The sequence below is a fragment of the Streptomyces sp. NPDC056883 genome, assembly GCF_042788835.1.
Lineage (GTDB): Bacteria > Actinomycetota > Actinomycetes > Streptomycetales > Streptomycetaceae > Streptomyces > Streptomyces stoeckheimensis.
In genome coordinates, this window is record NZ_JBHUBS010000003.1 from 397,236 (window position 1) to 420,041 (window position 22,806).

Consider the following 22,806-nt stretch of genomic DNA (forward strand, 5'->3'; position numbering starts at 1 on the left):
CGCCGCTCCGGCCTCCCGGATCGGACCCCGCCCGATCCGGAAGAGACGGCCTAGAGCAGCGAGAGCTGGAGCCCGCCCGTCACGGCGAGGTGCTGGCCCGTGACCCAGCGGGAATCCGGGGAGGCGAGGAAGGCGACCACGTCCGCGACCTCCTGAGGGGTGCCGAGCCGGTCGAAGACGGAGCGGGAGGCGGCGTGCGCGCGGGCCGCCGGGTCCGCGAGCCAGGCGGCGTTCAGGTCGGTCTCCACGATCCCGGGACCCACCGAGTTCACCGTGATGTTCCGGGGCGCGAGCTCGGCGGCCAGTGAGACCGTCAGCGCGTTCACGGCGCCCTTGGCCATGACCGTGGCGAGGATCGCGGGCAGGGCGATGTCCGGGGTGCCGGTCACGTTCACGATCCGGCCGCCGTCCCGCAGCCGCTCCAGGCCGTGCCGGATCACGAAGAACGGCGCCTTCGCGTTGAGCGCGTGCACCCGGTCGTACGTCTCCTCGTCGGTGGAGCCGATGCCGGCGAAGGTGGCGGCGCCCGCGTTGTTCACCAGGACGTCCACCCCCTCGGTGGCCAGCGGATGGGCCGCGTACGCCGTCCAGAGGGCCTGCGCGCCGCCCGGGACGCCGAGCTCGGCCCCGACGGCGAAGGCGCGGCCCCCGGCCGCCTCGATGGCCCCCACGGTCTCCTCGGCCGCCGCCTCGTTGTGCCCGTAGGCCACCGCGACCAGCGCCCCGTCGCGGGCGAGTCGCTCCGCGATGGCCCGCCCGATGCCCCGGCTGCCGCCCGTGACCAGTGCCGTCTTCCCCTCGAGCACGCCCATGGCGCGCCCCCCTTTCGATAGTGGTCGCTACAGAAAGGACCGTATCAGATTCCGTAGCGCCCGCTATAGAATGAGTTCATGGTGACCGGACAGCGCGGCAGGCCCCGCTCCTTCGACCGCGACGAGGCCCTCGACAAGGCGATGTTCGCCTTCTGGGAGCGCGGCTACGAGGCGACGTCGATCTCCGACCTGACCGCCTCGCTCGGGATCAGCGCCCCGAGCCTCTACGCGGCCTTCGGCGACAAGCGCAAGCTCTTCGACGAGGTCGTGGTGGTCTACGGCGGTCGCTACGGGGACTTCGCGGCCGTGGCCCTCGCCGAGGAGCCCACCGCCCGCGCGGCGGTGGGGCGCGTCCTGCACGAGGCGGCGGAGGTCTACACCGACCCCGCCCACCCGCCGGGCTGCATGGTGATCAGCGCGGCGGTCAACACCACCTCGGACGAGGTGGCGCAGGCGCTGCGCCTGCGGCGCGAGGCCAACCTGGTGGCGTTCGAGAGCCGCATCCGCGCCGACGTCGCCGCGGGGGTCCTGCCGGCCGGCACGGACACGTGGGCACTGGCGCGCTACGCGGGGGCGGTGCTGCAGGGGATGTCCCAGCAGTCGCGCGACGGCGCGGGCCGGGAGGAACTGGAGGCGGTGGCGGAGCTGGCCATGGGGGCCTGGCCGCAGTAGGGGCCTGGCGTATCGCTCGGGGTTCGATTCCTCTGGGCCACGGTGCCGAACGGGACCCTCAGCCCGCCCGGCACCGTAGCCCGGAGTACTTACGGCCGACGGGTGTGCGGTGCCCGACAGCCGGTGGGAGGTGACGCGCGGTCAGGGCAGATCGCGCGGTTACCTCGATCCGTCCTCCTGTGCGGGGAGGGCGGAAGCTTTGATGCAATTGTGGACTAGACCAATCTGTTCTGTCCATCCAATGACGGAACCCTGATTACCGTCACTTCCTCCAACCCTACGCGGAAGCGGGGTCTCCTGGATACTCCGGAGTATCGCGCTGAGGAAAGTCATGGCCCGTACCCGGGGTACGCTCGCCGGGTGCCCTCCATGAACGACCTCGTACGCCAGCACACCGCTCTCAGTGAAACCGACCTGGAGTGGCTCCATCTGCTGGTCTCGGAGTGGCAGCTGCTCTCCGACCTCTCCTTCGCCGACCTCGTGCTGTGGGTTCCCACGCTCGACGGCAGCCGGTACGTCTCGGTCGCGCAGATGCGCCCGAACACCGGCCCCACCTCGTACCAGGACGACATGGTCGGCCACCTGGTCCCGCGCGGCCGGCGCCCGCTGCTCGACGCCGCGCTCGACGAGGGCCGCATCGTGCGCGAGGGGGACCCGGAGTGGCGCGAGGAGGTGCCGGTCCGCGTCGAGTCGATCCCCGTGCGCCGCGAGGGCCGGGTCCTCGGCGTGATCGCACGCAATACCAACCTGCTCACTGTGCGTACACCCAGCCGGCTGGAGCTCACCTACCTCCAGTCCGCCTCCGACCTGGCGCAGATGATCGCGGCGGGCGCCTTCCCGTTCCCCGGCCAGCAGGTCGACATGGACGCCTCCCCGCGCGTCGGCGACGGCCTGATCCGGCTCGACGCCGAGGGCGTGGTGACGTACGCGTCCCCGAACGCGCTCTCCGCCTACCACCGGCTCGGCCTCGCCTCCGACCTGGTCGGCCAGCACCTGGGCACCATCACCTCCGAACTCGCGCCCTCCCGCGGCCCGGTGGACGAGGCCCTGGTCAAACTCGCGAGCGGCTGGGCCCCGCGCGAGACCGAGGCCGAGGGCAGCGGCGGGGTCATCCAGCTGCGGGCCATCCCGCTCAAGCCCAAGGGCACCCGGATCGGCTCGCTCGTCCTGTGCCGCGACGTCACGGAACTGCGCCGTCGCGAACGTGAATTGATCACCAAGGACGCGACCATCCGGGAGATCCACCACCGGGTCAAGAACAACCTCCAGACGGTGGCCGCGCTCTTGCGCCTGCAGGCCCGGCGCATGGATTCGCCGCAGGGCCGCGAGGCGCTGAACGAAGCCGTCCGCCGTGTCGGTTCGATCGCGATCGTGCACGAGACGCTCTCTCAGAACCTGGACGAGCGGGTCGAGTTCGACGAGATCGCCGACCGCGTGATCGCGATGGTCTCCGAGATCTCCCCGGGCAAGGTCGCCTGCCGGCGCACCGGCCGCTTCGGAATCCTGGACGCGGAGGTCGCCACCCCGCTGTCGATGGTGCTGACGGAGATCCTCCAGAACGCCCTGGAGCACGCCTTCACCCAGGGGGAGGGTGGCACCGTGGAGGTGTCCGCGGCCCGCTCGGGCAGCGGCCGCGACGACGCCCGGCTGCTGATCTCGGTGGTCGACGACGGCTGCGGTCTGCCCGAAGGGTTCGACCCCCAGCGGGCCGGCAACCTCGGGCTGCAGATCGTGCGGACCCTGGTGGAGGGCGAGCTCGGCGGCACCTTCGACATGGTCGCGTCCGAGCCGCGCGGCACCAAGGTCGTCCTCGACATACCGGCCAGCCCGCAGAAGTAGCGCAGCGTGCCGGTCACTCAGGGTGACGTCATGGGCTGCTCGCAGGCCCCGGACAGCACTGAACCCCGGACCGAATGGTTTTCGGTACGGGGTTCAAGAGCACGTTGCTGAGCGCTTATATGGGTACTACGCGCTGCGGCTCGAGGCTCGAAAGTCGATGTCAGGCGGTTGCGTTGCGCGCCCGATTGCGAGCGGCGCGGCGCTTCATTGCGCGGCGCTCGTCCTCGCTGAGACCGCCCCAGACACCGGAGTCCTGACCGGACTCGAGCGCCCACTGCAGGCACTGCTCCATGACGGGGCAACGGCGGCAGACGGCCTTGGCTTCCTCGATCTGCAGCAGCGCAGGACCGGTGTTGCCGATGGGGAAGAAGAGTTCCGGGTCTTCCTCGCGGCAAACGGCGTTGTGACGCCAGTCCATGGCTGCTCCATCTCCTTGTATTGCGGGCAGGTTGCTTGTGAATGTGAACGCTTTCACGAATCCCTTCGTGAGGGAAGGGAGACCGCCCAGTTTGGGAAAAAACTCGCCCTGGGCTGCCGGAGATTCGTGGAGGGGTTCTGGCGGTCTGTGTGGGTGCCGGGTTCTGCGGGCTGTCCCGATCGCCATGTAGAGATTCGCAAACCTCGGACGGGGATACAACCCCTTCCGGAAAGTTTTTTTTGATTCGTCGGTGTCTACTAGGTCACAGCCCTACTTCCTAGGGGTGGACCGGCGTGTAAACGTTCGAGTGGAAGGACTTTCGGCCCTTCCACTCACACAATCACACGCAGTGCACGGCGTACGCCTGTGAACCGAACGCTGGTGCGCAGACCGAGGTGGTCTCCGTCCATCTGGAACGGAAGCGGCACCTTCGAATGCAAGGTGAAGTCCGTCAGATCGTGCAGAGACACCGCGTGCTTGCCGTGCGGACCGCGCTCAGGAGTCGAGGTCAGGAGCTGTGTCGCGTAGCGGGCGACCGCCGGAGTTGACAAACGGTCCAGTGCCAATACGTCAAGCGCAGTATCGAACGACGCCTCCGGGGAGGCGTAAAGCGGTCGGTTGCCCAGGTATGTCCAGGGTGAGGTGTTGCACACTATCGACAGCACCAGGTCCGTCACCGGATCCGCGCCGGGCCGTTCCAGTGTCACCGTGCCGTGCCGGCGGTTGGGCTCTTCCCAGAACTGGCGCATCAGCTGTCGCACGTACAGGGCATGGGTCGAACGCTTGCCCCGTTCCCGCTGCTGTTCGACCCGGCCCACCACGCCCGCGTCGAAGCCGAAGCCCGCGCAGAAGGTGAACCAGCGCGCCGGAACCGACTCGTCCTCCGTGCCCGGGGTGCCGGCGGCGAGCCCCAGGCCGACCGTTCGTTCGCGCCGCTCCCGCAGTGCGTCCAGCAGCGCGCCGGTCGCCTCGACCGCGTCGTTGGGCAGGCCGAGTGCACGGGCGAACACATTGGTGGAGCCGCCGGGGACCACCGCGAGTCCGGGCAGTCGGTCCGGATCGGGTCCCTCGTGCAGCAGTCCGTTGACCACTTCGTTGACGGTGCCGTCACCACCCAGGGCCACCACCAGGTCGATGCCGGTCTCGGCCGCCCTGCGGCCCAGGTCCCGGGCGTGGCCGCGGTATTCGGTGGTGACCGCTTCCAGCTTCATCTCGCTGGCGAGCGCGTGGGTCAGGACGTCGCGCGTGCGCGCACTGGTGGTCGTCGCTGCTGGGTTGGCCACGAGGAGTGCACGCATGGGCGTCAGCCTACCGACCCCTTCCGGCGCCGCCCATACTGGCCGTCCCCTCCGGGTGCGGGAGGGGCGCGGCTACGCTGCTGGGATGAGTGCGAAGCCCACCCCCACCGAGTCCGCCGTCCCCGTCCCGCTGCCCCGCCGGCTGACCGCGGCCGCCGCGCTGACCGCGCTGGAGGGGCTGGCCCTGGTCGGGCCCGGCATCGCCGACCTCTATACGGCCGTCTTCGGCGGCGGCGACTCCCTGCAGGCCGCGACCGGCGGGGTCACCCTGCTCGTCCTGGCCGCGCTGCCGCTGGTCGCGGCGCGCGGGCTGCTCCTGGGCCGCCGCTGGAGCCGCGGCCCGGCGCTGTTCACCCAGCTGATGTCGCTGCCGGTCGCCTGGATGCTGTGGACCGCGGAAGGGGCGATGAAGCTCGCCGGAGTGGGGCTGGCCCTGGCCGCGGTGGCCGTCACGGTCCTGGTGGTGAACCAGAAGGCCACCGGGGCGCTGGGCATCGGGCCTGCGGAACAGGCCCGATAGCCCGTACGACCGGCTCTTCTACTCCTCGACCAGGAGCTTCTCGCGGAGCTGGGCCAGGGTGCGGGCCAGCAGCCGGGAGACGTGCATCTGGGAGATGCCGACCTCCTGGGCGATCTGCGACTGGGTCATGTTGCCGAAGAACCGCAGGAGGAGGATCCGCTTCTCCCGCGGCGGCAGCCCTTCGAGCAGCGGCTTGAGGGACTCGCGGTACTCGACCCCCTCCAGGGCCTCGTCCTCCGAGCCCAGGGTGTCCGCGACCGCCGGCGACTCGTCGTCGGTGTCCGGGACGTCCAGCGAGAGCGTGCTGTAGGCGTTGGCCGATTCCAGGCCCTCCAGCACCTCCTCCTCGGAGATCCCCAGCCGTTCGGCCAGTTCGTGCACCGTGGGGGAGCGGCCGTGCTGCTGGGACAGTTCCGCCGTCGCCGTGGTCAGCGAGAGCCGCAGCTCCTGCAGGCGCCGGGGGACCCGTACCGCCCAGCCCTTGTCGCGGAAGTGGCGCTTGATCTCGCCGACCACCGTGGGCGTGGCGTACGTGGAGAACTCCACCCCGCGGTCCGGGTCGAAGCGGTCCACCGACTTGATCAGGCCGATGGTGGCGACCTGGGTCAGGTCGTCCAGCGGCTCGCCGCGGTTGCGGAAGCGCCGGGCCAGGTGCTCGACCAGCGGCAGGTGCATCCGTACGAGCCGGTTGCGCAGCTCCGCCTTCTCCGGCGAGCCGTCGGGCAGCGCCCGGAGCTCGATGAAGAGGGCCCGCGCGCCGCTTCGGTCGCGCGGATCCGGCAGGGGTACCGGCGCCGTGAACACCGGAGCCCGGAGGGCTTCGGTGGTGTCCGAGGCCGGGGTTGCGTCCGCGGCCGGGGCCGCCGGCGGGGCCGTGGCAGCGGCCCCCGGTGGCTGGACCGGCAGTGTTTGGTCGTGCTGGTTCTCGCTCACAGGGCCCGCCCGTCGCTCCGCCGAGTCCAAAAAGCCGTTTTCCGCATCCGTGTCAGCCGGGTGCGGCCGGGCGTGCTGCTGCTCCGGAATGCCGCCGTCGACCTCGTGTCCTACCCGGGGCCGATCCCCGCCCCGCACCGGGACCTCCCCGCCGCTCACGCCGGGCCTGGTCCCGCGCCGCGCTGTTTGTAGAGGCTGATGCTCACCGTCTTGTTCTCCTCGACCGTGGCCTCGACCTTCCCGGCGAGCGCCGAGAGGACCGTCCACGCGAACGTGTCGCGCTCCGGCGCCCGGCCGTCGGTGGTCGGGGCGGAGACGGTCACCTCCAGCGAATCGTCCACCAACCGGAAGACGCAGCTGAGGACGGAGCCGGGCACGGCCTGCTGGAGCAGGATCGCGCAGGCCTCGTCCACCGCGATGCGGAGGTCCTCGATCTCGTCGAGGGTGAAGTCCAAACGTGCCGCGAGGCCGGCCGTGGCCGTTCGCAGCACAGACAGGTAGGCACCCGCAGCGGGCAGCCGGACTTCCACGAAGTCCTGGGTCCCGGGCTCGCCTGCGATCTGGGACACCCTCACCTCCAAGGTGGTACGAGCTCTGTTCGCCGGTGACGCTATCGCGATCCGGGCGATCGTGTCGCGGCACCCCTGTCGGAGGGTGCAGAACCCCTGTGAACTTAAGCGCACATAGCCGGCCGAGAGGCCGTACCTGCGACCAGTGACTGATGGTAAGCCCATGGGGACGCACAGTGGCTAGGGGTCTGCGGGCCCAAATCAGGGGAACCGGCGGAGGGTTGATCTACCCCGGTTCAGACGATCGAACCGTCGACAAAACACCATCGCCAGGTCTCGCCCGGCTCGAAGCTGCGCATCACCGGATGTCCGGTCTCCCGGTGGTGCGCCGTGGCGTGCCGGTGGGGCGAGGAGTCGCAGCAGCCGACGTGCCCGCACCCCAGGCACAGCCGGAGCTGGACGGGATGGCTGCCGAGCGCCAGACATTCGGGGCAGGTCTGGGCAAGCGGGACCGGCTCGGGGCGCGGCAGTTCGGGAACGTGGGTGCACTCGCTCATGATGGCCAGCGTACTGAGGTGCGGGCGCCCGGGATGACATGACTCAAGCGAGGATGATCTTCGATGGAGGTATTGCCGCTGGTGGCGCTGGTCGCCGGCTGTGCGGTCGTTGCGGGCCTGGCCCGCCGCACACCGGTGCCGGCGCCGCTGCTGCTGGTCGCCGCCGGACTGGCCGCGGCCTACGTGCCGGGCGTGCCCGAGTACGACCTGGACCCGCACATCGTGCTGCCGCTGCTGCTCCCGCCGCTGCTCTACACGGCCGGGGTGGACAGCTCGTACCTGGACCTGCGGGCGAACATCCGGCCCGTGGCGCTGCTCTCGGTGGGGTACGTGCTCTTCGCGACCGTCGCCGTCGGGTACGTCGCGTACCTGCTGGTGCCGGGGCTCTCGCTGCCGGTGGCGCTGGTGCTGGGGGCGGTCATCGCCCCGCCCGACGCGGTCGCGGCGACGGCCATCGCGCGCAAGCTCGGGCTGCCGAACCGGATCACGACCATCCTCCAGGGTGAGTCCCTGGTCAACGACGCCACCGCGATCACCGCGTTCAAGGTCGCGCTGGCGGCGGCGGTCGGGACGAGCGCCGGCTGGACGGACGGGATCCGGGAGTTCCTGCTGGCCTCGGTGGGCGGGGTCGCGGTCGGCCTGCTGCTGATGGTCCCGATCCACGTCCTGCGCAAGAAGATGCGCGAACCCCTCCTGCAGAACACCCTGTCGCTGCTGATCCCCTTCGTGGCCTACGCGGCCGCCGAGCGGGTGCACGCGTCGGGAGTGCTGGCGGTGGTGGTGGTCGCGCTGTACCTCGGGCACCACAACTGGCAGGTCGACTTCGCGACCCGGCTCCAGGAGGAGGCCGTCTGGAAGATGGTCGCCTTCATCCTCGAATCGGTGGTCTTCGCGCTGATCGGGCTCCAGCTGCCGGTCGTGCTGAAGGGCCTGGGGGAGTACGAGGGCACGGCCGCGGCGGGCTACGCGGTGGTGGTGTTCCTCGTCGTGGTGGCGGCCCGCTTCGCGTGGGTCTTCCCGGCGACGTTCCTGCCGAGGCTCTCGCAGCGGATCCGGGCGCGCGAGCCGGAGACGACCTGGAAGGCTCCGGTCATCGTGGGCTGGGCGGGCATGCGGGGCGTGGTCTCGCTGGCGATCGCCTTCTCCGTGCCCATGAGCGTGCCGCACCGGAACCTGATCCTGTTCCTGACCTTCACGACGGTGATCGGCACGCTGGTGGTCCAGGGGCTGACCCTGCCGCCGCTGATCCGGCTGCTGCGGCTGCCGCCCAAGGACACCCACGCCGAGACCCTGGCGGAGGCCCAGGCCCAGAGCGAGGCCTCGCGGGCGGCGGAGGACCGCCTGACGGAACTCCTGGCCTCCCCGGCGAACGCCCTCCCGTCCCCGCTGGCGGACCGGCTGCGCACGGTGCTGGAGCGGCGCCGCAACGCGGTGTGGGAGCGGCTGGGCGAGGTCAACGCGGTGACGGGCGAGTCCGCGGACGACGTCTACCGCCGCCTGGCGGGGGAGATGATCGAAGCGGAACGCGAGGTCTTCGTCTCCCTGCGCGACGCCCGCCGCATCGACGACGAAATGCTCCGGGCCCTGCTGCGCCGCCTGGACCTGGAGGAGGCGGCGGCGTACCGGGAGGAGTCGACGTAGCAAATCCAGCCTCGCCGCCGTTTGAGGCGCGGGGTCCGGGGCGGAGCCCCGGTTCTTTCCGGGTCCGGGCAGCGCCCGGGGAACGGTGGAAGGGCGGGTAGGGGACAGCCCCGCAGGGCGGCCCCCCCGGCTACGGGCGGCCCGTGACGACCGCGGCCAGGGTGGTGCCCCTGGGGAAGGCACCGCCGCGGGTCAGGTCGAGCAAAGCCCACAGCAGCTTCGCCACGTAGATCCGCTCCACCGGCAGCCCGTGCCGGGACTCGAAGTCCGCTGCGAACTCCTCCAGCTCGGCGGGGACCCGCGCGTAGCCGCCGTGGGCGTACCCCTCGGCCAGCGACCAGTCGCCCGCGGGCCCGCCGAAGGCTGCCGCCTGGAGGGAACGTATCTCCGCCGCCAGGAACTCGCCCCCGACCACCGGTACCCCCAGCGCCCGCGCCCCCGCGCCGAGTCCCGCCGCCAGCCCGGCCAGGGTGCCCCCGGTACCGCAGGCCACGGCGGCCACGTCGCAGGCGCCGCTCAGCTCGCGGCCCAGCTCGGCGCAGCCGTGGAGTGCGAGTGCGTTGCTGCCGCCCTCGGGGATCACGTAGGCCCCCTCGGCGCCCGCCAGCGCGGGCAGCCCGGCCTTGTCCCGGTAGGCCGACCGCGTCACGAAGTGCAGCCTCATGCCGTCCGCCGCGCACCGGGCCAGCGAGTCGTTCAGCGGCCGCCCCGCGAGCTCGTCCCCCCGTACGATCCCGACCGTCGCCAGCCCCAGCAGCCGGCCGGCCGCGGCGGTGGCCCGCAGGTGGTTGGAGTAGGCCCCGCCGAAGGTCACGAGCTCCGGGTACCCGCCCGCGACGGCGGCCCGCAGGTTCGGCGCGAGCTTGCGCCACTTGTTGCCGGGCAGCTCCGGGTGGACCAGGTCGTCCCGCTTGAGCAGCAGGCGCACCCCGTGCGCGGCGAACCGCTCGTCGCGGACCTCCCGCAGCGGCGAGGCCGGGCGGGGGCGCAGGATCGGTTCGGGGTCGACTGGATGTTCCACCCACCCATTGTGTGCCGATCCCGCCGAGGGGCCGCGGGTGTCAGTGCCACCGGGTGAGGGCGGCGGCGCCGCGGCCGGTCCGTGCGGCGAAGCGGAGGGTGCGCAGGGGGCCGTCGAGGAGGCTCGCCGCGTCGAAGCGGGGTTCGTCGCCCATCGCGGTCATCCAGGTGGTGATCCGGGACAGGACCTCGGCCCGGCGGCCGCCGGTGAGGTCGAGGGCCTCCTCGGCCCGGGGGAGGGCGGAGGCGACCTCGGAGGCGGTCAGGAGGAAGTCTCCGTACCAGCCGGGGAACGCGGCGGACGCCTCCGCGCCGAGGCCGTAGTGGAGCGCCGCCACCGGGCTCGCCTTGCGGGCGGCCGCGACGAACAGGCCCTCCCCTTCCGCTTCGGGCATGGCGCGCGTGCTCGCGTCCCGCGCGGCCGTCACCATCTCGGACTCGGTGGCGTGGACCCCGTCCATGAACTCGGCGAAGCGATGGGCGGCGGGGGTCGGCTCCGTGCCCTCGAAGAAGGGTTCCCGGTCACCGCCCCGCGTCCACCACGCCTCGGTCTCCCGGCTGTACGCAGGCGGCCTCGACCACTCGTCCGGCCGCACGAGGTGGAGGTAGCGGCCGGGGATGGCCCGCGCCTCCTCGTCGGGGACGGCACCGACCACCCACACGGCTGTTGAACTCATTCCACCTGCGCCTTTCGTCCGACGGAGTACCTTATCCGCCCTCCCCGGACGGTCGCACGGACGGACGGACGGACGGACGGTCGGGCGCGCGGCCGGGCCTACTTCAGGCGCTCCTCGACGCGGGTGCGCATCGAGGCCATCGTGAAGCCCTTCGGGTCGATCTTGCCCGGGCGCCATTCCAGGTGGCCGACGACCGAGCGGGCGGTCCAGCCGTGGGCGCGGCACAGGGCGGCCGACGCGCGGGCCATCGCATCGAGTTGGGCGGCGGGCCAGGGGTCCTCGCCGTCGCCGAGGTTCTCGCACTCGAACCCGTAGAAGTGGCGGTTGCCGTCGGTGTTCGCGTGCTGGTCGGGCGGGAGGCGCTTCTCCGCGATCACCGCCGCCAGGACGTCGGAGTCGCCCGCGCCGGCGTGGTTGGCGCGGCCGTGGCCGACCAGGTGGACCCGGCCGTCCTTGGTGATCACGCCGTGGCAGAGCGGGCCGGGGAGATCCGCGTGTCCGTCGCGGCAGAGCTGGACGGTGTACGCGGTCCCGTGGGTGACGGTGTGGTGGAGCATCACCCCGTGCACCGGCCCCCAGGGGCCCTTGTGGTTGCGGTTGTGGGTGCGCCAGGCGCCGACTTCGACGACCGTCAGGCCCTCGGCCCGCAGGACGCCGATGATCCGGTCTGCGGACAGGGGTACGGACATGACCGCCTCCTTTTTTGCCGTGAGTAGTCGAGTGATTACTCAACGCTTAGTGGAGGCGGTCATTCCGTCGCAAGGGCGCGCACCCGGCGCACGGATCACGCCGAGGCGAGCCACAGGTCGGGGCCGAAGACCTCGTAGGCGATGTCCGCGGGGGCCACGCCCTTGGCGATCAGCTGCTCGCGCGCCGCCCGCATGAAGGGGAGCGGGCCGCAGAGGTAGGCCTGCGTGCCCGGGGCGACCGGGACGGCGGTGAGGTCGAGGAGGCCCGCGTGGTCGCCGGGCCCGGCGTCGGCCTCGTACCAGAAGTGCGCCGAGGCGTCGGGGAGCTTGCCGGTCAGCTCCCGGTGGCCGGTGCTCAGGGCGTGGTCGGCGGGGGAGCGGTCGGCGTGCAGGACGGTGACCGGAGCCGTGTGCGCGGTGTCGGCCAGGTGCTCCAGCATCGAGAGCATCGGGGTGCAGCCGATGCCGGCCGAGGCCAGGATCACCGGCGCGGCGGAGTCCCGGAGGACCAGGTCGCCGTAGGGGGCCGAGACGCGCAGGGCGTCGCCGGTGCGGACCTCGGCGTGCAGGTGGTTGGAGACCTCGCCGTCGGGGCCGGAGGCGGCCGGGCCGTGGACCCGCTTGACGGTGATCGAGCGGATCGGGGAGCCGGGGGCGCTGGAGAGGCTGTACTGGCGGATCTGGCGGGCGCCGTCGGGGAGTTCGACCTGGACGGAGACGTACTGGCCCGGCTTGAACCCGGGCGCCGGGGAGCCGTCGGCCGGGGTCAGGTGGAAGGTGGTGCAGTCCGCGGTCTCCTCGATGCGGGCGGCGACCGTCCAGTCGCGCCAGACGTCGCCGGCGAGGACCCGCTGCTCGGCGTAAAGGCGCTCCTCGAGGGTGATGAGGGCGTTCGCCATGAGCCAGTAGACCTCGTCCCAGGCCTCGGCGACCTCGGGGGTGACGGCCTCGCCGAGGATCTCCACGATCGCCTCGAAGAGGTGCTTGTGGACGACTCCGTACTGCTCGCGGGTGACGCCGAGGGAGGCGTGCTTGTGGGCTATGCGGTTCAGCATCACGTCGGGGCGTGTGTCCGGGTGCTCGACCAGGTGGGTCGCGAAGGCGGCGATGGAGCCGGCGAGGGCCTGCTTCTGGAGCCCGGCGTTCTGGTTGCCGCGGTTGAACAGGTCGCGGATCAGTTCGGGGTGGGCCGCGAAGAGCTTCCCGTAGAAGAGCTCCGTGATGTCGCCGATGGCCGCGCCCACGGCGGGCAGGGTGGCGCGTACGGTCGCGGTCGACTTCTCGGAAAGCATCGGGTGACTCCTCGGGTCGGGGGTGGATCGTAGAACTGGAATGTGAGATGCGTATTTATGGCCAAGGGGGTGCGGGCGTCTGCGGCGATACGGATCTCTGTTCGAAGTGTCTGCGGACATCAGGCTATGCGGGTCCGGCGCCGGTGCGAATCAGCCATCCGGCCCCCGTCGTCAGGGTCTTCCGGCCCCTGTCGACCCGCCCGAAATGCCCAGCAGGAGCGGACCGGTCGGGGCTGCGACCAGGTCGTTCACCGTCAGCGGGTCCAGGGCGGCGAAGAAGGCCTCCTGGGCCCGGCGCAGCGCCCCGCGCAGGATGCACGCGCTCCGCAGCGGACACGCGACGGTGCCGTCGCAGTCCACGACGTCGCCGGCGCCCTCCAGCTCGCGGACCACCCCGCCCACCGAGGCGGCGCGCCCGGCGGGGGTCAGGGTGAGGCCGCCGCCGCGTCCGCGGCGGGCCTCGATCAGGCCGAGATGCTGCAGCTTGGCGACCACTTTGGCGGTGTGGGTGTACGGGACCTCCATCGTCGCCGCCACGTCGCGGGTGGTGGGGAGGTCCTCCTCCGCGACGGCCAGGCGCATCAGGACGCGCAGGGCGAGGTCGGTGAATCGGGTCAGCCGCATGGGTCCAGCGTAGAAAACTTGCATCCGCCGTGCAAATTAAAGAGGGGTCATCGCGCGAGATGGCTGAAACGGATGGGGTCCACGTGCCTCACGGGTCGGAGGTGAACTCAACAGGGTGCCCAGCCACGAACGGAGTAGTCCCACCCTTTTGTGTAATGGTCCCACCACGTTGCGTACTGACAGGCTCCTCCCGCAGATTCATGGAGTGATCGAAAGGGAAATTCATGTCGGTCCAGGCAGGTTCCGAATCCGAGACCCAGGCACCGCAGCGCAGTCTGGGAACATCGGCCGCGCGGAACTTGGCAACCACGACCAAGTCCGCACCGCAGATGCAGGAGATCACCTCGCGGTGGCTCCTGAAGATGCTCCCCTGGGTGTCCGTCCAGGGCGGCACGTACCGGGTCAACCGCCGGCTGAGCTACTCGGTCGGCAACGGCATCGTGGAGTTCATCAAGACCGGCACCCAGGTGCAGGTGATTCCGGCGGAGCTGGGGGAGCTCCCCGTGCTGCGGGACTACGACGACCCCGACGCGCTGGCCGAACTCGCCGCCCGCTGCCACCAGATCGACTTCGAGCCGGGCCAGGAGCTGACCTCCTTCGGCAGCCCCGCCGACAAGGTGTTCCTGCTCGCCCACGGACGCATCGACCAGATCGGCCCCGGCCCCTACGGTGACGACGCCGTCCTGCAGACCGTCGCCGACGGGGCCTTCTTCGGCGAGGACTCCCTCGTCGACGAGGAGGCCATCTGGGAGTACACCGCCCGCGCCGCCACCGCCGGCACCGTGCTCGCCCTCTCCCGCCAGGACTTCCAGATCCTCGCCGACCGCGTCGACTCGCTGCGGGCCCACCTGGACTCCGTACGGGACCTGCCCGAGCAGCGCACCAACAAGTACGGCGAGGCCGCGATCGACCTCTCCGCCGGCCACCAGGGCGAGGCCGTGCTGCCGGGCACCTTCGTGGACTACGAGGCCCGCCCGCGCGAGTACGAACTCTCCATTGCACAAACGGTCCTGCGCGTGCACACCCGCGTCGCTGACCTGTACAACCAGCCGATGAACCAGACCGAGCAGCAGTTGCGGCTCACCGTCGAGGCGCTGCGCGAGCGCCAGGAGCACGAGATGCTCAACAACCGCGACTTCGGCCTCCTGCACAACGCCGACTACGACCAGCGCATCCAGCCCCACGACGGAGCGCCCAGCCCCGACGACATGGACCAGCTGCTCAGCATGCGGCGCGGATCCAAGTTCTTCCTGGCCCACCCCAAGGCCATCGCCGCCTTCGGCCGCGAGTGCAACAAGCGCGGGCTGTACCCGGAGTCGGTCGAGATCGCCGGGCACCGGGTGCCGTCCTGGCGCGGGGTCCCGATGTTCCCGTCCAACAAGATCCCGATCAGCGACGCCCGTACGACCTCCATCCTCTGCATGCGCACCGGCGAGGACGAGTCGGGCGTGATCGGCCTGCACCAGCCCGGGATCCCGGACGAGATCGAGCCGAGCACCTCGGTGCGGTTCATGGGGATCAGCGAGCAGGCGATCATCTCGTACCTGGTCACCACCTACTTCTCCGCCGCGGTGCTGGTGCCGGACGCGCTCGGCGTCCTGGAGAACGTGGAGATCGCCCGCTGGCGCTGACCCGGCCGGCGCGGGAGCGAGGGCCGCGAGGCAGGACGGGACCGGACGGGACGGAGCGCACACGCCATGTCGACCACTGAAGCGATGACAACCAGCGAGGGGCAGGAAGCCGCCGTCCTGCTGGAGCGGACGAGAGAAACGGTCAACCCCGAACTGCGGCGGACCGTGGAGAGCCTGCCCGGCTCGATGCGGCGCGTGGCGATGTACCACTTCGGCTGGGAGGACGAGGACGGCACCCCGGCGGAGGGCGGCACCGGCAAGGCCCTCCGGCCCGCCCTGGTGCTCGCCGCCGCGCAGGCCCTGCGCGGGGACGGGGCGGCCGTGGAGGGGGTGGCCGGGGACGCCGTACGGGCGGCGGTGGCCGTGGAGCTGGCGCACAACTTCACGCTGCTGCACGACGACGTCATCGACAAGGACGTGCGCAGGCGCGGCCGGCCGACGGCCTGGACGGTCTTCGGCACACCGGACGCGATCATCACGGGCGACGCCATGATGGCGCTCGCGCTGCGGCTGCTCGCCGAGGACCCGCACCCGGCCTCGGCGGAGGCTTCGGCGCGGCTCACCGCCTGCATCGTCGAGCTGTGCGCGGGCCAGCAGGCGGACTGCGCCTTCGAGCAGCGCCACAGCGTCTCCCTCGACGAGTGCCTGACCATGGCGACGGCCAAGACCGGGGCCCTGCTGGGCTGCGCGTGCGCGCTCGGCGCGCTGTACGCGGGGGCCGACCCGGACGAGGTCGACGCCATGGACGCCTTCGGCCGGGAGGCCGGGCTGTCCTTCCAGCTCATCGACGACCTGATCGGCATCTGGGGGGGACCCCGGCCACACGGGCAAGCCCGCCGGGGCCGATCTGCTGGCCCGCAAGAAGTCCCTCCCGGTCGTGGCCGCCCTCACCTCGGGCACCGCGGCGGGGGAGGAGCTGGCCGCGCTGTACGCAGGTCCCATGAACGGGGACGACGTGGGCAGGGCTGCCGCTGCGGTGGAGCGGGCCGGCGGGCGGGACTGGGCGCAGGCCCATGCCGCGGACCGGATGGGGCGGGCGGTGCAGCAGCTGTCGCGGGCCGTCCCGGACCTCGGGGCGGCGGGCGGGCTGCTGGCACTGGCGGAGTTCGTGACGCGGCGTACGAAGTGAGCGCGTAGGGGGCCAGGGGGGACCCCTACAGGACCCCGGAGGCCTGTTCCGGCACCGCACGGTGCCGGAACGGGCCTTTCTGCGCCGGTGGGGCAACTCTAGGATCACTCACGGTTGTTGACGCGTGAGTGATGCGAAGGGTGTGACCCATGGGGCTGGAAATACGTCAGGCCGGGCCGTCGGACCGGGATGCCGTGGCGCGGCTGCTCGACGAGGCCTTCCGCACCGATCCCGTGAGCAGTTGGGTGTTCCCGGACCCGGAGCACCGGGCCGCGGTGCACGGGAAGTTCCTGGGCGTCTTCGTGGACGTGGCACTGGCCGAGGGCCGGATCGACTACGCGGTGGACGGTTCGGCGGCGGCGCTGTGGCTGCGGATCCCGGCGGCCGACCCGGAGGGCGAGCACGTCGAGGACGAGATCCCGGCGAAGATGCGGGCCGTGGCCGACCCGGACAACGAGCGCTGCGAGCTGGTGGGCCGGCTCACGGGCGCGGTGCACCCGATGGCGGAGGAGCACGAGTACCTGCTGATGATCGCGGTCGCCCCCGGACGGCAGGGCGAGGGGCTGGGCACGGAGCTGATCCGGCCGGTTCTGGAGCGCTGCGACCGCGAGGGCGTGCCGGCGTACCTGGAGGCGAGCAGCGAGCGCAGCAAGGGGCTGTACGAGCGGCTGGGCTGGCAGTTCACGGGCGGGGCGGTGCGGCTGCCGGACGGTCCGCTGATGTGGCCGATGTGGCGCAAGCCGCAGTGACGGATCCCGTCCCGCGGTAACCCCTTGCGAGACCACTACGGCTGAAGTACTTTGGTCGACGTGCCTCGATGGGGGTGCGCTGTCGAACGGAAGAGAATCGCTTGCGCAAGCTCACGTACTTCATCGCCACGACGGTCGACGGCTTCATCGGAGCCCCGGACGGCGACGCCGATTTCATCTACAGCTACGTCGACCAGGAGTTCGTCGAGCACCTCAAGGCCGAGTACCCGGAGACCGTCTCCACCCCGGGACGCGTCCAGCTCGGGATCGAGGACGCCGAACCGAAGCACTTCGACACGGTGCTCATGGGCCGCGGCACGTACGAGACCGGCCTCAAGCAGGGTGTGACCAGCCCGTACGGGCACATGCGCGAGCAGTACGTGGTCTCGCGCTCGCTCGCCGAGGCGCCGGACCCGGCGGTCCGGCTGATCGAGGGCGACCTGGTGGGAGCGGTCCGTGAGCTGAAGGCCCGGGACGGGCTCGGCATCTGGCTGTGCGGCGGAGCGGATCTCGCGGGGCAGCTGATCGACGAGATCGACGCGTTCGTCGTCAAGACCTACCCGGTCCTCGTCGGCACCGGCATGCCGATGTCGCGCGCCGGGTTCGGGGTGCGCCCCCTGGAGCTGACCGGGTTCACGGCGCTCGGCGGCGGCCAGGTCGTCACCTCGTACGCGGTCAAGCGCTGACCCGCCGAAGCGGCGAAACCGGCCTACCGTGGAGGTATGGCCGGTCAACAGCGGGAACAGCAGGCACACGGGACGGTCGCCCCGCGGGCCGGGCACGACCAGCAGTCGTGCCCGGCCTGCGGTAGCCCCGTCGACACGATGGTCGGACGGCGCAAATCGCTGGGGATCTTCGTCCCGGCGTGGACCCCCGGTCCCTGTCGGAACCGGGAGTGCACGGCGTACGAGCCGGGGTACGAAGAGCCCCGGGCGGAGGAACCCAGGCCTGAGGAGCCCAGGCCCGAGTAGCCCCGGGCCGAAGCGGCTTAGCCCTTCGCGTCCAGGCCGGACGCGACGAGCCCGTTCGCCCACAGCTGGTTGACGCGCGAACGCTCGGCGGAGTTCGGGTTGGCGTTCGTGCACGAGGTGCCGGGGCCGCCGCCGGACATCAGCTCGCTGCAGGGACCCGAGTAGTGGTCCGGCAGGCCGAGCACGTGGCCGGTCTCGTGTGCGGTCACGCGGGTGGAGTTGTACTGCTGGTTCTGCCGGTAGTCCAGGAAGATGTAGCCCCGGCCGTGGCCGTCCGTGCTCGCGTAGGAACCGCGCGAGTCGTTGCCCTCGTAGTACGAGAAGTTCCCGCCCGAGGACACCTCCTGCAGTTTGACGTTGGTCACCGAGCTGTTCCAGATCTGCGTGGAGCGGGATATCTGGGTGCGGAAGCTCGGCGCGTTGCGGGTGTTGTAGGTGACGGTGACGGCCGCCAGGCCCGGGGCGGCGGCGCGCTGTTCGGCCACCGCGCGCTGCACGGCCTCGAAGAAGGCGCGGTTGGCGGCCTGGTTCTCCTTCGACTGCTCGTACGCGGCGTACGTGGCCGGGCTGCCGGCGCCCGGGGAGGCCGAGGCGGTGGCGCCCGGGACGACGGCGCCGAGGACGGCGGCGACGCCGAGGCCGACGGCGGACAGAGTGGTCTTGCGGGAGTGGCGCATGTGGGGGACTCCTGCTCATCCGGTGCGGTGGGGGGTCGTTCGGTACCGGAGTCTGCGGGAGCGGGAGGGGTCGGCGGATGATGTCAGACCCCGATAGCGCCGGGCTATCGGGAGGGTTTCGGAAGCCCAACTCCCGTGAGAATGGCGGGATTCGAGGGGATACCGGTTACTGGTGCGGTCGGCTCGGCCCGGCCTACTCTCGGGGCATGGAGCTTGAGGTCAGGCACCTGCGCGCCCTGTGCGCCATCGCCGACGCCGGCAGCCTGCACAAGGCCGCCCGGCAACTCGGCGTGAGCCAGCCCTCCCTGACGACCCAGTTGCGCCGCATCGAACGCGCCCTGGACGGGGAGCTGTTCCTGCGCGAGCGCACCGGATGCCGGCCGACTCCCTTCGGGCGCACCATCCTCGGGCGGGCGCGACCGCTCCTGGCCGAGATGGCCGCCCTCGTCGCGGAGGCCCGGGCGCTGTCGCAGGGGCCCCGGCTGCGGATCGGCTCGACGGCCAGCCGCGCCCTGCCCGGCTGGCTGCGGCGGCTGCACCGGAGGCTGCCCGACACGGAGACCGACCTGATGGTCGACGTGTCCGCCAACGCGCTGCTGCGGATGACGGCTTCGGGCCGGCTGGACGTGGCGTTCGTGCACGAGGTGGAGGGCAGCCCGCTGCGCGTGCCGGCCGGGCTGGAGCTACGCGTGCTGGTGGAGCGGGAACCGCAGTTCGTGTCCATGTCCCGGGACCATCCCGCGGCGGCGCGGGCCGTGGTGGAGCTGCGCGACCTCGCCGCCGACCGGTGGACCGTGGACCCGTCGGTGGACGGCGAATGGGACGGCCTGCGCCGGGTCCTCGCGGGCGCCGGCCTCGACCCGCCGCTGCTGCACGCCGACTACCACACGGCCGCCTCGCTGATCGCCTCCGGCGAGGCCGTCGCCCCCTGCCAGCCCACCTCCGGACTGCGCGAGGACATGGCGATCCGGCCGCTCTCCGGCGATCCGCTCGCCGTGCGCCTCCTCCTCGCGACGCGCCCCGGGGTGCATGCGCAGGTGTTCGACGGGGTGTACGAGGACCTCCGCGCGGCCTACCGCGAAGCCGCACTGGAGACTCCGCCCTACCGGGCCTGGCTGCGCCGCAACGCGAGCCCGCTGCTGGCGGCGTAGGGGGCTTCGGGGGAAGGGACGGTCTAGGTGCGGCGGCGGGCCCGGTCGTAGGCCAGGGCGGCCGCGCCGTGGGTCACCAGGACGGTGCCCGCGGCCAGCCAGCCCGGGCTGCGGCGGCGGGCCGCCCACATCATCAGGGGTGCTCCGGCGGCCAGTTGGGCCGCACCCGCCAGGCGCGCCTTGGGGCCCCGGAGCCACGGACCCAGGGGGCTGTCCTCGACCACCGCGAGCTCCGCCCGCACCGTGTCGCGCCAGCCCGCCCACTCCACCCGCTCCGCTCCCGGCGCGACCCGGGCCGCCTCCCGCAGCCGGTCGGCCGGTTCGCCCGGGTTCAGGCCCGCCGGGAGCGCCAGCCCCGCGCGCGCCAGCAGCGCGATGACGCCGAGCAGCCGGGACGCGCCGTCCGCCGCCTCGTCGGGGCGGGTGAGGCGTTCCAGTTCCTCCAGGTCCAGCACCGGGTCCAGTCCGAGCCGCGCCGCCAGCACCCGCATGGCGTCTGCGTCCGGGGCGTCCGGCTCGCCGTGCGGACGGCCCGCCGCGTCCCACTCGTAGGCCGCGGACCGGCGGAACCCGGAGGACAGCACGAAGCCGGTCCGGCCCTCCTCCCACCACAGGCTCAGCACCGGCCAGTTGGAGCTCAGCGCGACCGCGGCACCCCAGCCCGCCAGGACTTCGGCCACGGATTCCGCGCCGCCGAGCCAGGGCTCGGCCTCGGGCACCAGCACGCTCCACTCGCCGGCGGGGGCCAGGAGCAGCCGTTCGCGCAGGATGTGCGCGGCCGGTCGGGCGGCGAGGGGCTCGGCGCGGCAGAGCAGCAGGCCGCCCGCCGAGGTCTGGGAGATCGACATGCCCACACGCTAAGCCAAAACGGCCCAAAATGATGATTTTGGATCATCCTGACGCGCTTGACTTCCCGCAACCGCGATATATCGTGTTAGCCAGAAGACGCGATATGTTGCGTGCACGTACGCCGAGGAGGGCCAGCACCATGGCAGAGGCAGCGCAGGATCCGCAGAGTCCGCAGGGTCCGCCGACGGTGTGGTCGGTCGCCGCACCGCAGAAGATCGACTTCGAGGAGCCGGTGACCGAGCTCCGCGTCCGGATGGCCGGCGGCACGGTCAACGTCGTCGCCGACGACACCGAGGGGGGCCCGGCCCGCCTCGAGGTCTCCGAGGTGGACGGGCCGCCCCTGCACGTGGTGCAGGAGGGCGGGACCCTCACCGTCTCCTACGAGGACCTTCCCTGGAACGGTTCCCAGGGGCTCAAGCAGTGGTTCGAGAGCAAGCCCTGGAAGGCCTGGTCCGCCTCCGACTCCGGCCGCAAGGCCTGGGAGCGCAGCGCGACCGTGACCCTCACGGTCCCGGCCGCCACCCGGGTGCAGCTGGCCACCGTCAGCGCCACCGCCTTCGTCTCCGGCATCGACGGCGGCACCGACATCCACGGAGTCTCCGGCGACACCACGCTCGTCGGCCTGTCCGGCCGGGTCAAGGCGCACACGGTCTCCGGCGGGGTCGAGGCCCAGGCCGTGACGGGCGAGCTCGGATTCCACTCGGTGTCCGGCGGCCTGACGGTCGTCGACGGCGCGGTGGGCAGCGTACGGGCCGACTCGGTCAGCGGCGACATGCTGATCGACCTGGCCCTGGAGGACCGGGCCGCACCCCGGCCGGTCGACATCTCCCTCAACTCCGTTTCCGGGCAGGTGGCCATCCGCCTCCCGCACCCGGCCGACGCCCGGGTCGAGGCCAACACCGCCACCGGCGGCGTCTCCAACGCCTTCGAGGACCTGCGGGTCTCGGGCCAGATGGGCGCCAAAAGGATCACCGGCACCCTGGGCGCCGGCACCGGAACCCTGCGCGCCACCACCGTTTCCGGCTCCATCGCGCTGCTGCGCCGCCCGCCGGCAGACCCGGCGGCCGCCCCGGCCGCCCCGCTCGCGCTCGACAAGAAGGTGCTCTGACATGCCGCCCGTCTTCGCCCACGGCCGCCTCCGCCTCTACCTCCTCAAGCTGCTCGACGAGGCCCCGCGCCACGGGTACGAGGTGATCCGGCTGCTGGAGGAACGTTTCCAGGGGCTGTACGCGCCCTCCGCGGGCACGGTGTACCCGCGCCTGGCCAAGCTGGAGACCGAGGGCCTGGTCACGCACGCGACCGAAGGCGGGCGCAAGGTGTACTCGATCACGGACGCGGGCCGCGCCGAACTGGCCGACCGCGGCGGCGAACTGGCCGACCTGGAACTGGAGATCCGCGACTCGGTCTCCGAGCTGGCCGCCGAGATCCGCGCCGACGTGAGCGGCGCGGCGGGCGATCTGCGGCGCGAACTGCGGGCCGCGGCCAGCGCGTCGGCCACGCAGGTGGAGGACGAGTCCTGGAAGGCCGCCAAGGAGGAGCTCCGCAAGGCGAAGGCCGAGTGGAAGGAACAGGCGCGCCGGGCGAAGGACGAGAGCCGCCGGGCCCGCGAGGAGGCCCAGCAGGCGCGCCGGCAGGCCAAGGAGGCGCAGGAGCGGGCCCGTGAGGAGGTCCAGCGCATCGCGGGCCAGCTGCAGGAGCAGTTCGCGAAGTCGGGCGGAGTCCTGGGCAGCCTGGCGGGAGCCTGGCTCGGCGGCTCCGGCTCGACGACGGCGCCGTCGACGCCCTCTGAGTCCTCCGGGCCCTCTGAGCCCTCTGAGTCCTCGGAATCCTCCGCCCGTTCGGCCGCCCCGGCGCCGGCTCCCGACGCGGACTGGGCGCGTGACGTGCCGTCGACGGGGGACCCGGCCCGCGACCTGGACCGGCTGCTGGACCGCTTCCGCGACGACATCCGCGACGCGGCCCGCGACCGGGGGATCAGCGACGACCAGCTGGCGCAGGCCCGTACCCACCTGGCGGACGCGGCCGCCCGCATCGCCTCGGCCCTGGGTCCGCAGGACTAGGCCGTCTCTCCCGGATCTTTCCGGACGCGGGGGGGGGGACAAGCACCCCGACCCGACCCGAAAGGACGGTTGGCGGTGTGTTGTATTA

General features: G+C 71.9%; 23 protein-coding genes and 1 pseudogene. 11 read left to right on the forward strand and 13 right to left on the reverse strand.

The window, feature by feature from the left end; translation table 11 throughout:
- Positions 1–50: 50 nt before the first annotated feature.
- Positions 51–812, reverse strand: a complete 762-nt coding sequence (locus ACFRU2_RS10815) for an SDR family oxidoreductase (RefSeq protein WP_382970393.1) — start codon at positions 810–812, stop codon at positions 51–53.
- Positions 813–890: 78 nt separating this feature from the next.
- Here ACFRU2_RS10815 and ACFRU2_RS10820 point away from each other — a divergent pair, with 78 nt between their 5' ends.
- Entirely contained in the window at positions 891–1,484 is a 594-nt protein-coding gene (locus tag ACFRU2_RS10820; protein WP_382970396.1) for a TetR/AcrR family transcriptional regulator, read from the forward strand.
- Positions 1,485–1,853: 369 nt separating this feature from the next.
- The gene (locus ACFRU2_RS10825) at positions 1,854–3,323 is read left to right on the forward strand and encodes a sensor histidine kinase (RefSeq protein ID WP_382970840.1); all 1,470 of its coding nucleotides are present in this window, start codon (positions 1,854–1,856) and stop codon (positions 3,321–3,323) included.
- 160 nt (positions 3,324–3,483) lie between these two features.
- On the opposite strand, the gene ACFRU2_RS10830 is transcribed toward ACFRU2_RS10825, so the two are convergent.
- Together ACFRU2_RS10830 and ACFRU2_RS10835 are read right to left on the reverse strand one after the other, a co-directional pair.
- On the reverse strand, positions 3,484–3,741 hold the full coding sequence (locus ACFRU2_RS10830) for a WhiB family transcriptional regulator (protein ID WP_004937597.1): 258 nt from the start codon (positions 3,739–3,741) through the stop codon (positions 3,484–3,486).
- 332 nt (positions 3,742–4,073) lie between these two features.
- Positions 4,074–5,039: a diacylglycerol kinase family protein gene (locus tag ACFRU2_RS10835; protein ID WP_274549498.1), complete on the reverse strand. Its 966-nt coding sequence runs from the start codon at positions 5,037–5,039 to the stop codon at positions 4,074–4,076.
- Positions 5,040–5,124: 85 nt separating this feature from the next.
- Here ACFRU2_RS10835 and ACFRU2_RS10840 point away from each other — a divergent pair, with 85 nt between their 5' ends.
- A complete protein-coding gene (locus ACFRU2_RS10840; RefSeq protein WP_382970399.1) occupies positions 5,125–5,559 on the forward strand; it encodes a hypothetical protein in 435 nt (144 codons plus the stop codon).
- An 18-nt stretch (positions 5,560–5,577) separates the two neighbouring features.
- Here the strand turns inward: ACFRU2_RS10840 and ACFRU2_RS10845 are convergent, their stop codons facing one another.
- From ACFRU2_RS10845 to ACFRU2_RS10855, 3 genes are all read right to left on the reverse strand, one after another.
- The gene (locus ACFRU2_RS10845) at positions 5,578–6,651 is read right to left on the reverse strand and encodes an RNA polymerase sigma factor SigF (RefSeq protein ID WP_382970401.1); all 1,074 of its coding nucleotides are present in this window, start codon (positions 6,649–6,651) and stop codon (positions 5,578–5,580) included.
- Entirely contained in the window at positions 6,648–7,061 is a 414-nt protein-coding gene (locus ACFRU2_RS10850) for an anti-sigma regulatory factor (RefSeq protein WP_214949331.1), read from the reverse strand. Before ACFRU2_RS10850 ends, ACFRU2_RS10845 begins: the two co-directional genes overlap by 4 nt.
- Before the next feature lie 236 nt (positions 7,062–7,297).
- A complete protein-coding gene (locus ACFRU2_RS10855) occupies positions 7,298–7,558 on the reverse strand; it encodes a UBP-type zinc finger domain-containing protein (protein WP_250750367.1) in 261 nt (86 codons plus the stop codon).
- A 63-nt stretch (positions 7,559–7,621) separates the two neighbouring features.
- Between ACFRU2_RS10855 and ACFRU2_RS10860 the strand changes: the two genes are divergently transcribed.
- Positions 7,622–9,199: a Na+/H+ antiporter gene (locus ACFRU2_RS10860; RefSeq protein WP_382970405.1), complete on the forward strand. Its 1,578-nt coding sequence runs from the start codon at positions 7,622–7,624 to the stop codon at positions 9,197–9,199.
- A gap of 130 nt (positions 9,200–9,329) precedes the next feature.
- On the opposite strand, the gene ACFRU2_RS10865 is transcribed toward ACFRU2_RS10860, so the two are convergent.
- The 5 genes from ACFRU2_RS10865 to ACFRU2_RS10885 form a co-directional block, all read right to left on the reverse strand.
- Positions 9,330–10,220 carry a 1-aminocyclopropane-1-carboxylate deaminase/D-cysteine desulfhydrase gene (locus tag ACFRU2_RS10865; RefSeq protein WP_382970407.1) on the reverse strand — a complete coding sequence of 297 codons (891 nt, stop codon included), beginning with the start codon at positions 10,218–10,220 and terminating at the stop codon, positions 9,330–9,332.
- 40 nt (positions 10,221–10,260) lie between these two features.
- Complete coding sequence (locus tag ACFRU2_RS10870; protein WP_382970410.1) at positions 10,261–10,896, reverse strand: hypothetical protein; 636 nt, start codon at positions 10,894–10,896, stop codon at positions 10,261–10,263.
- A 98-nt stretch (positions 10,897–10,994) separates the two neighbouring features.
- Positions 10,995–11,585, reverse strand: a complete 591-nt coding sequence (locus tag ACFRU2_RS10875; protein ID WP_382970412.1) for an N-acetylmuramoyl-L-alanine amidase — start codon at positions 11,583–11,585, stop codon at positions 10,995–10,997.
- 95 nt (positions 11,586–11,680) lie between these two features.
- Positions 11,681–12,877, reverse strand: coding sequence for a globin domain-containing protein (locus tag ACFRU2_RS10880; protein WP_382970414.1), 1,197 nt, complete (start codon positions 12,875–12,877; stop codon positions 11,681–11,683).
- 171 nt (positions 12,878–13,048) lie between these two features.
- Positions 13,049–13,501 (reverse strand): RrF2 family transcriptional regulator, encoded by a 453-nt coding sequence (locus ACFRU2_RS10885; RefSeq protein WP_375955460.1) that lies wholly within the window; start codon positions 13,499–13,501, stop codon positions 13,049–13,051.
- Between the two features lie 224 nt (positions 13,502–13,725).
- Between ACFRU2_RS10885 and ACFRU2_RS10890 the strand changes: the two genes are divergently transcribed.
- The 4 genes and pseudogenes from ACFRU2_RS10890 (at position 13,726) to ACFRU2_RS10905 (ending at position 17,696) form a co-directional block, all read left to right on the forward strand.
- Positions 13,726–15,132: a family 2B encapsulin nanocompartment shell protein gene (locus tag ACFRU2_RS10890; RefSeq protein ID WP_382970417.1), complete on the forward strand. Its 1,407-nt coding sequence runs from the start codon at positions 13,726–13,728 to the stop codon at positions 15,130–15,132.
- Between the two features lie 66 nt (positions 15,133–15,198).
- A pseudogene (locus ACFRU2_RS10895) lies at positions 15,199–16,261 on the forward strand (family 2 encapsulin nanocompartment cargo protein polyprenyl transferase).
- 149 nt (positions 16,262–16,410) lie between these two features.
- Positions 16,411–17,010 carry a GNAT family N-acetyltransferase gene (locus tag ACFRU2_RS10900; RefSeq protein ID WP_382970420.1) on the forward strand — a complete coding sequence of 200 codons (600 nt, stop codon included), beginning with the start codon at positions 16,411–16,413 and terminating at the stop codon, positions 17,008–17,010.
- Positions 17,011–17,111: 101 nt separating this feature from the next.
- Entirely contained in the window at positions 17,112–17,696 is a 585-nt protein-coding gene (locus tag ACFRU2_RS10905; RefSeq protein WP_382970423.1) for a dihydrofolate reductase family protein, read from the forward strand.
- A 302-nt stretch (positions 17,697–17,998) separates the two neighbouring features.
- Here the strand turns inward: ACFRU2_RS10905 and snpA are convergent, their stop codons facing one another.
- Positions 17,999–18,658: a snapalysin gene (gene snpA, locus ACFRU2_RS10910; RefSeq protein ID WP_274549511.1), complete on the reverse strand. Its 660-nt coding sequence runs from the start codon at positions 18,656–18,658 to the stop codon at positions 17,999–18,001.
- A gap of 206 nt (positions 18,659–18,864) precedes the next feature.
- Between snpA and ACFRU2_RS10915 the strand changes: the two genes are divergently transcribed.
- A complete protein-coding gene (locus tag ACFRU2_RS10915) occupies positions 18,865–19,809 on the forward strand; it encodes a LysR family transcriptional regulator (RefSeq protein ID WP_274549512.1) in 945 nt (314 codons plus the stop codon).
- A 23-nt stretch (positions 19,810–19,832) separates the two neighbouring features.
- Here the strand turns inward: ACFRU2_RS10915 and ACFRU2_RS10920 are convergent, their stop codons facing one another.
- On the reverse strand, positions 19,833–20,651 hold the full coding sequence (locus ACFRU2_RS10920) for a hypothetical protein (protein WP_382970842.1): 819 nt from the start codon (positions 20,649–20,651) through the stop codon (positions 19,833–19,835).
- Positions 20,652–20,797: 146 nt separating this feature from the next.
- On the opposite strand from ACFRU2_RS10920, the gene ACFRU2_RS10925 reads away from it, so the two are divergent.
- The gene (locus tag ACFRU2_RS10925; protein ID WP_382970425.1) at positions 20,798–21,766 is read left to right on the forward strand and encodes a DUF4097 domain-containing protein; all 969 of its coding nucleotides are present in this window, start codon (positions 20,798–20,800) and stop codon (positions 21,764–21,766) included.
- A gap of 1 nt (position 21,767) precedes the next feature.
- Positions 21,768–22,718 carry a helix-turn-helix transcriptional regulator gene (locus ACFRU2_RS10930; RefSeq protein ID WP_382970427.1) on the forward strand — a complete coding sequence of 317 codons (951 nt, stop codon included), beginning with the start codon at positions 21,768–21,770 and terminating at the stop codon, positions 22,716–22,718.
- The last annotated feature ends 88 nt before the right edge of the window (positions 22,719–22,806 follow it).

Bases quoted from the DNA above. Each gene is read 5' to 3' on its own strand.
- ACFRU2_RS10860 (WP_382970405.1), top strand. From the start codon at position 7,622: ATGGAGGTATTGCCGCTGGTGGCGCTGGTCGCCGGCTGTGCGGTCGTT.
- ACFRU2_RS10840 (WP_382970399.1), top strand. From the start codon at position 5,125: ATGAGTGCGAAGCCCACCCCCACCGAGTCCGCCGTCCCCGTCCCGCTG.
- ACFRU2_RS10885 (WP_375955460.1), bottom strand. From the start codon at position 13,501: ATGCGGCTGACCCGATTCACCGACCTCGCCCTGCGCGTCCTGATGCGC.
- ACFRU2_RS10890 (WP_382970417.1), top strand. From the start codon at position 13,726: ATGTCGGTCCAGGCAGGTTCCGAATCCGAGACCCAGGCACCGCAGCGC.
- ACFRU2_RS10925 (WP_382970425.1), top strand. From the start codon at position 20,798: ATGGCAGAGGCAGCGCAGGATCCGCAGAGTCCGCAGGGTCCGCCGACG.
- ACFRU2_RS10825 (WP_382970840.1), top strand. From the start codon at position 1,854: ATGAACGACCTCGTACGCCAGCACACCGCTCTCAGTGAAACCGACCTG.
- snpA (WP_274549511.1), bottom strand. From the start codon at position 18,658: ATGCGCCACTCCCGCAAGACCACTCTGTCCGCCGTCGGCCTCGGCGTC.
- ACFRU2_RS10830 (WP_004937597.1), bottom strand. From the start codon at position 3,741: ATGGACTGGCGTCACAACGCCGTTTGCCGCGAGGAAGACCCGGAACTC.
- ACFRU2_RS10900 (WP_382970420.1), top strand. From the start codon at position 16,411: ATGGGGCTGGAAATACGTCAGGCCGGGCCGTCGGACCGGGATGCCGTG.
- ACFRU2_RS10870 (WP_382970410.1), bottom strand. From the start codon at position 10,896: ATGAGTTCAACAGCCGTGTGGGTGGTCGGTGCCGTCCCCGACGAGGAG.
- ACFRU2_RS10835 (WP_274549498.1), bottom strand. From the start codon at position 5,039: ATGCGTGCACTCCTCGTGGCCAACCCAGCAGCGACGACCACCAGTGCG.
- ACFRU2_RS10875 (WP_382970412.1), bottom strand. From the start codon at position 11,585: ATGTCCGTACCCCTGTCCGCAGACCGGATCATCGGCGTCCTGCGGGCC.
- ACFRU2_RS10930 (WP_382970427.1), top strand. From the start codon at position 21,768: ATGCCGCCCGTCTTCGCCCACGGCCGCCTCCGCCTCTACCTCCTCAAG.
- ACFRU2_RS10820 (WP_382970396.1), top strand. From the start codon at position 891: ATGGTGACCGGACAGCGCGGCAGGCCCCGCTCCTTCGACCGCGACGAG.
- ACFRU2_RS10855 (WP_250750367.1), bottom strand. From the start codon at position 7,558: ATGAGCGAGTGCACCCACGTTCCCGAACTGCCGCGCCCCGAGCCGGTC.
- ACFRU2_RS10915 (WP_274549512.1), top strand. From the start codon at position 18,865: ATGGAGCTTGAGGTCAGGCACCTGCGCGCCCTGTGCGCCATCGCCGAC.
- ACFRU2_RS10815 (WP_382970393.1), bottom strand. From the start codon at position 812: ATGGGCGTGCTCGAGGGGAAGACGGCACTGGTCACGGGCGGCAGCCGG.
- ACFRU2_RS10880 (WP_382970414.1), bottom strand. From the start codon at position 12,877: ATGCTTTCCGAGAAGTCGACCGCGACCGTACGCGCCACCCTGCCCGCC.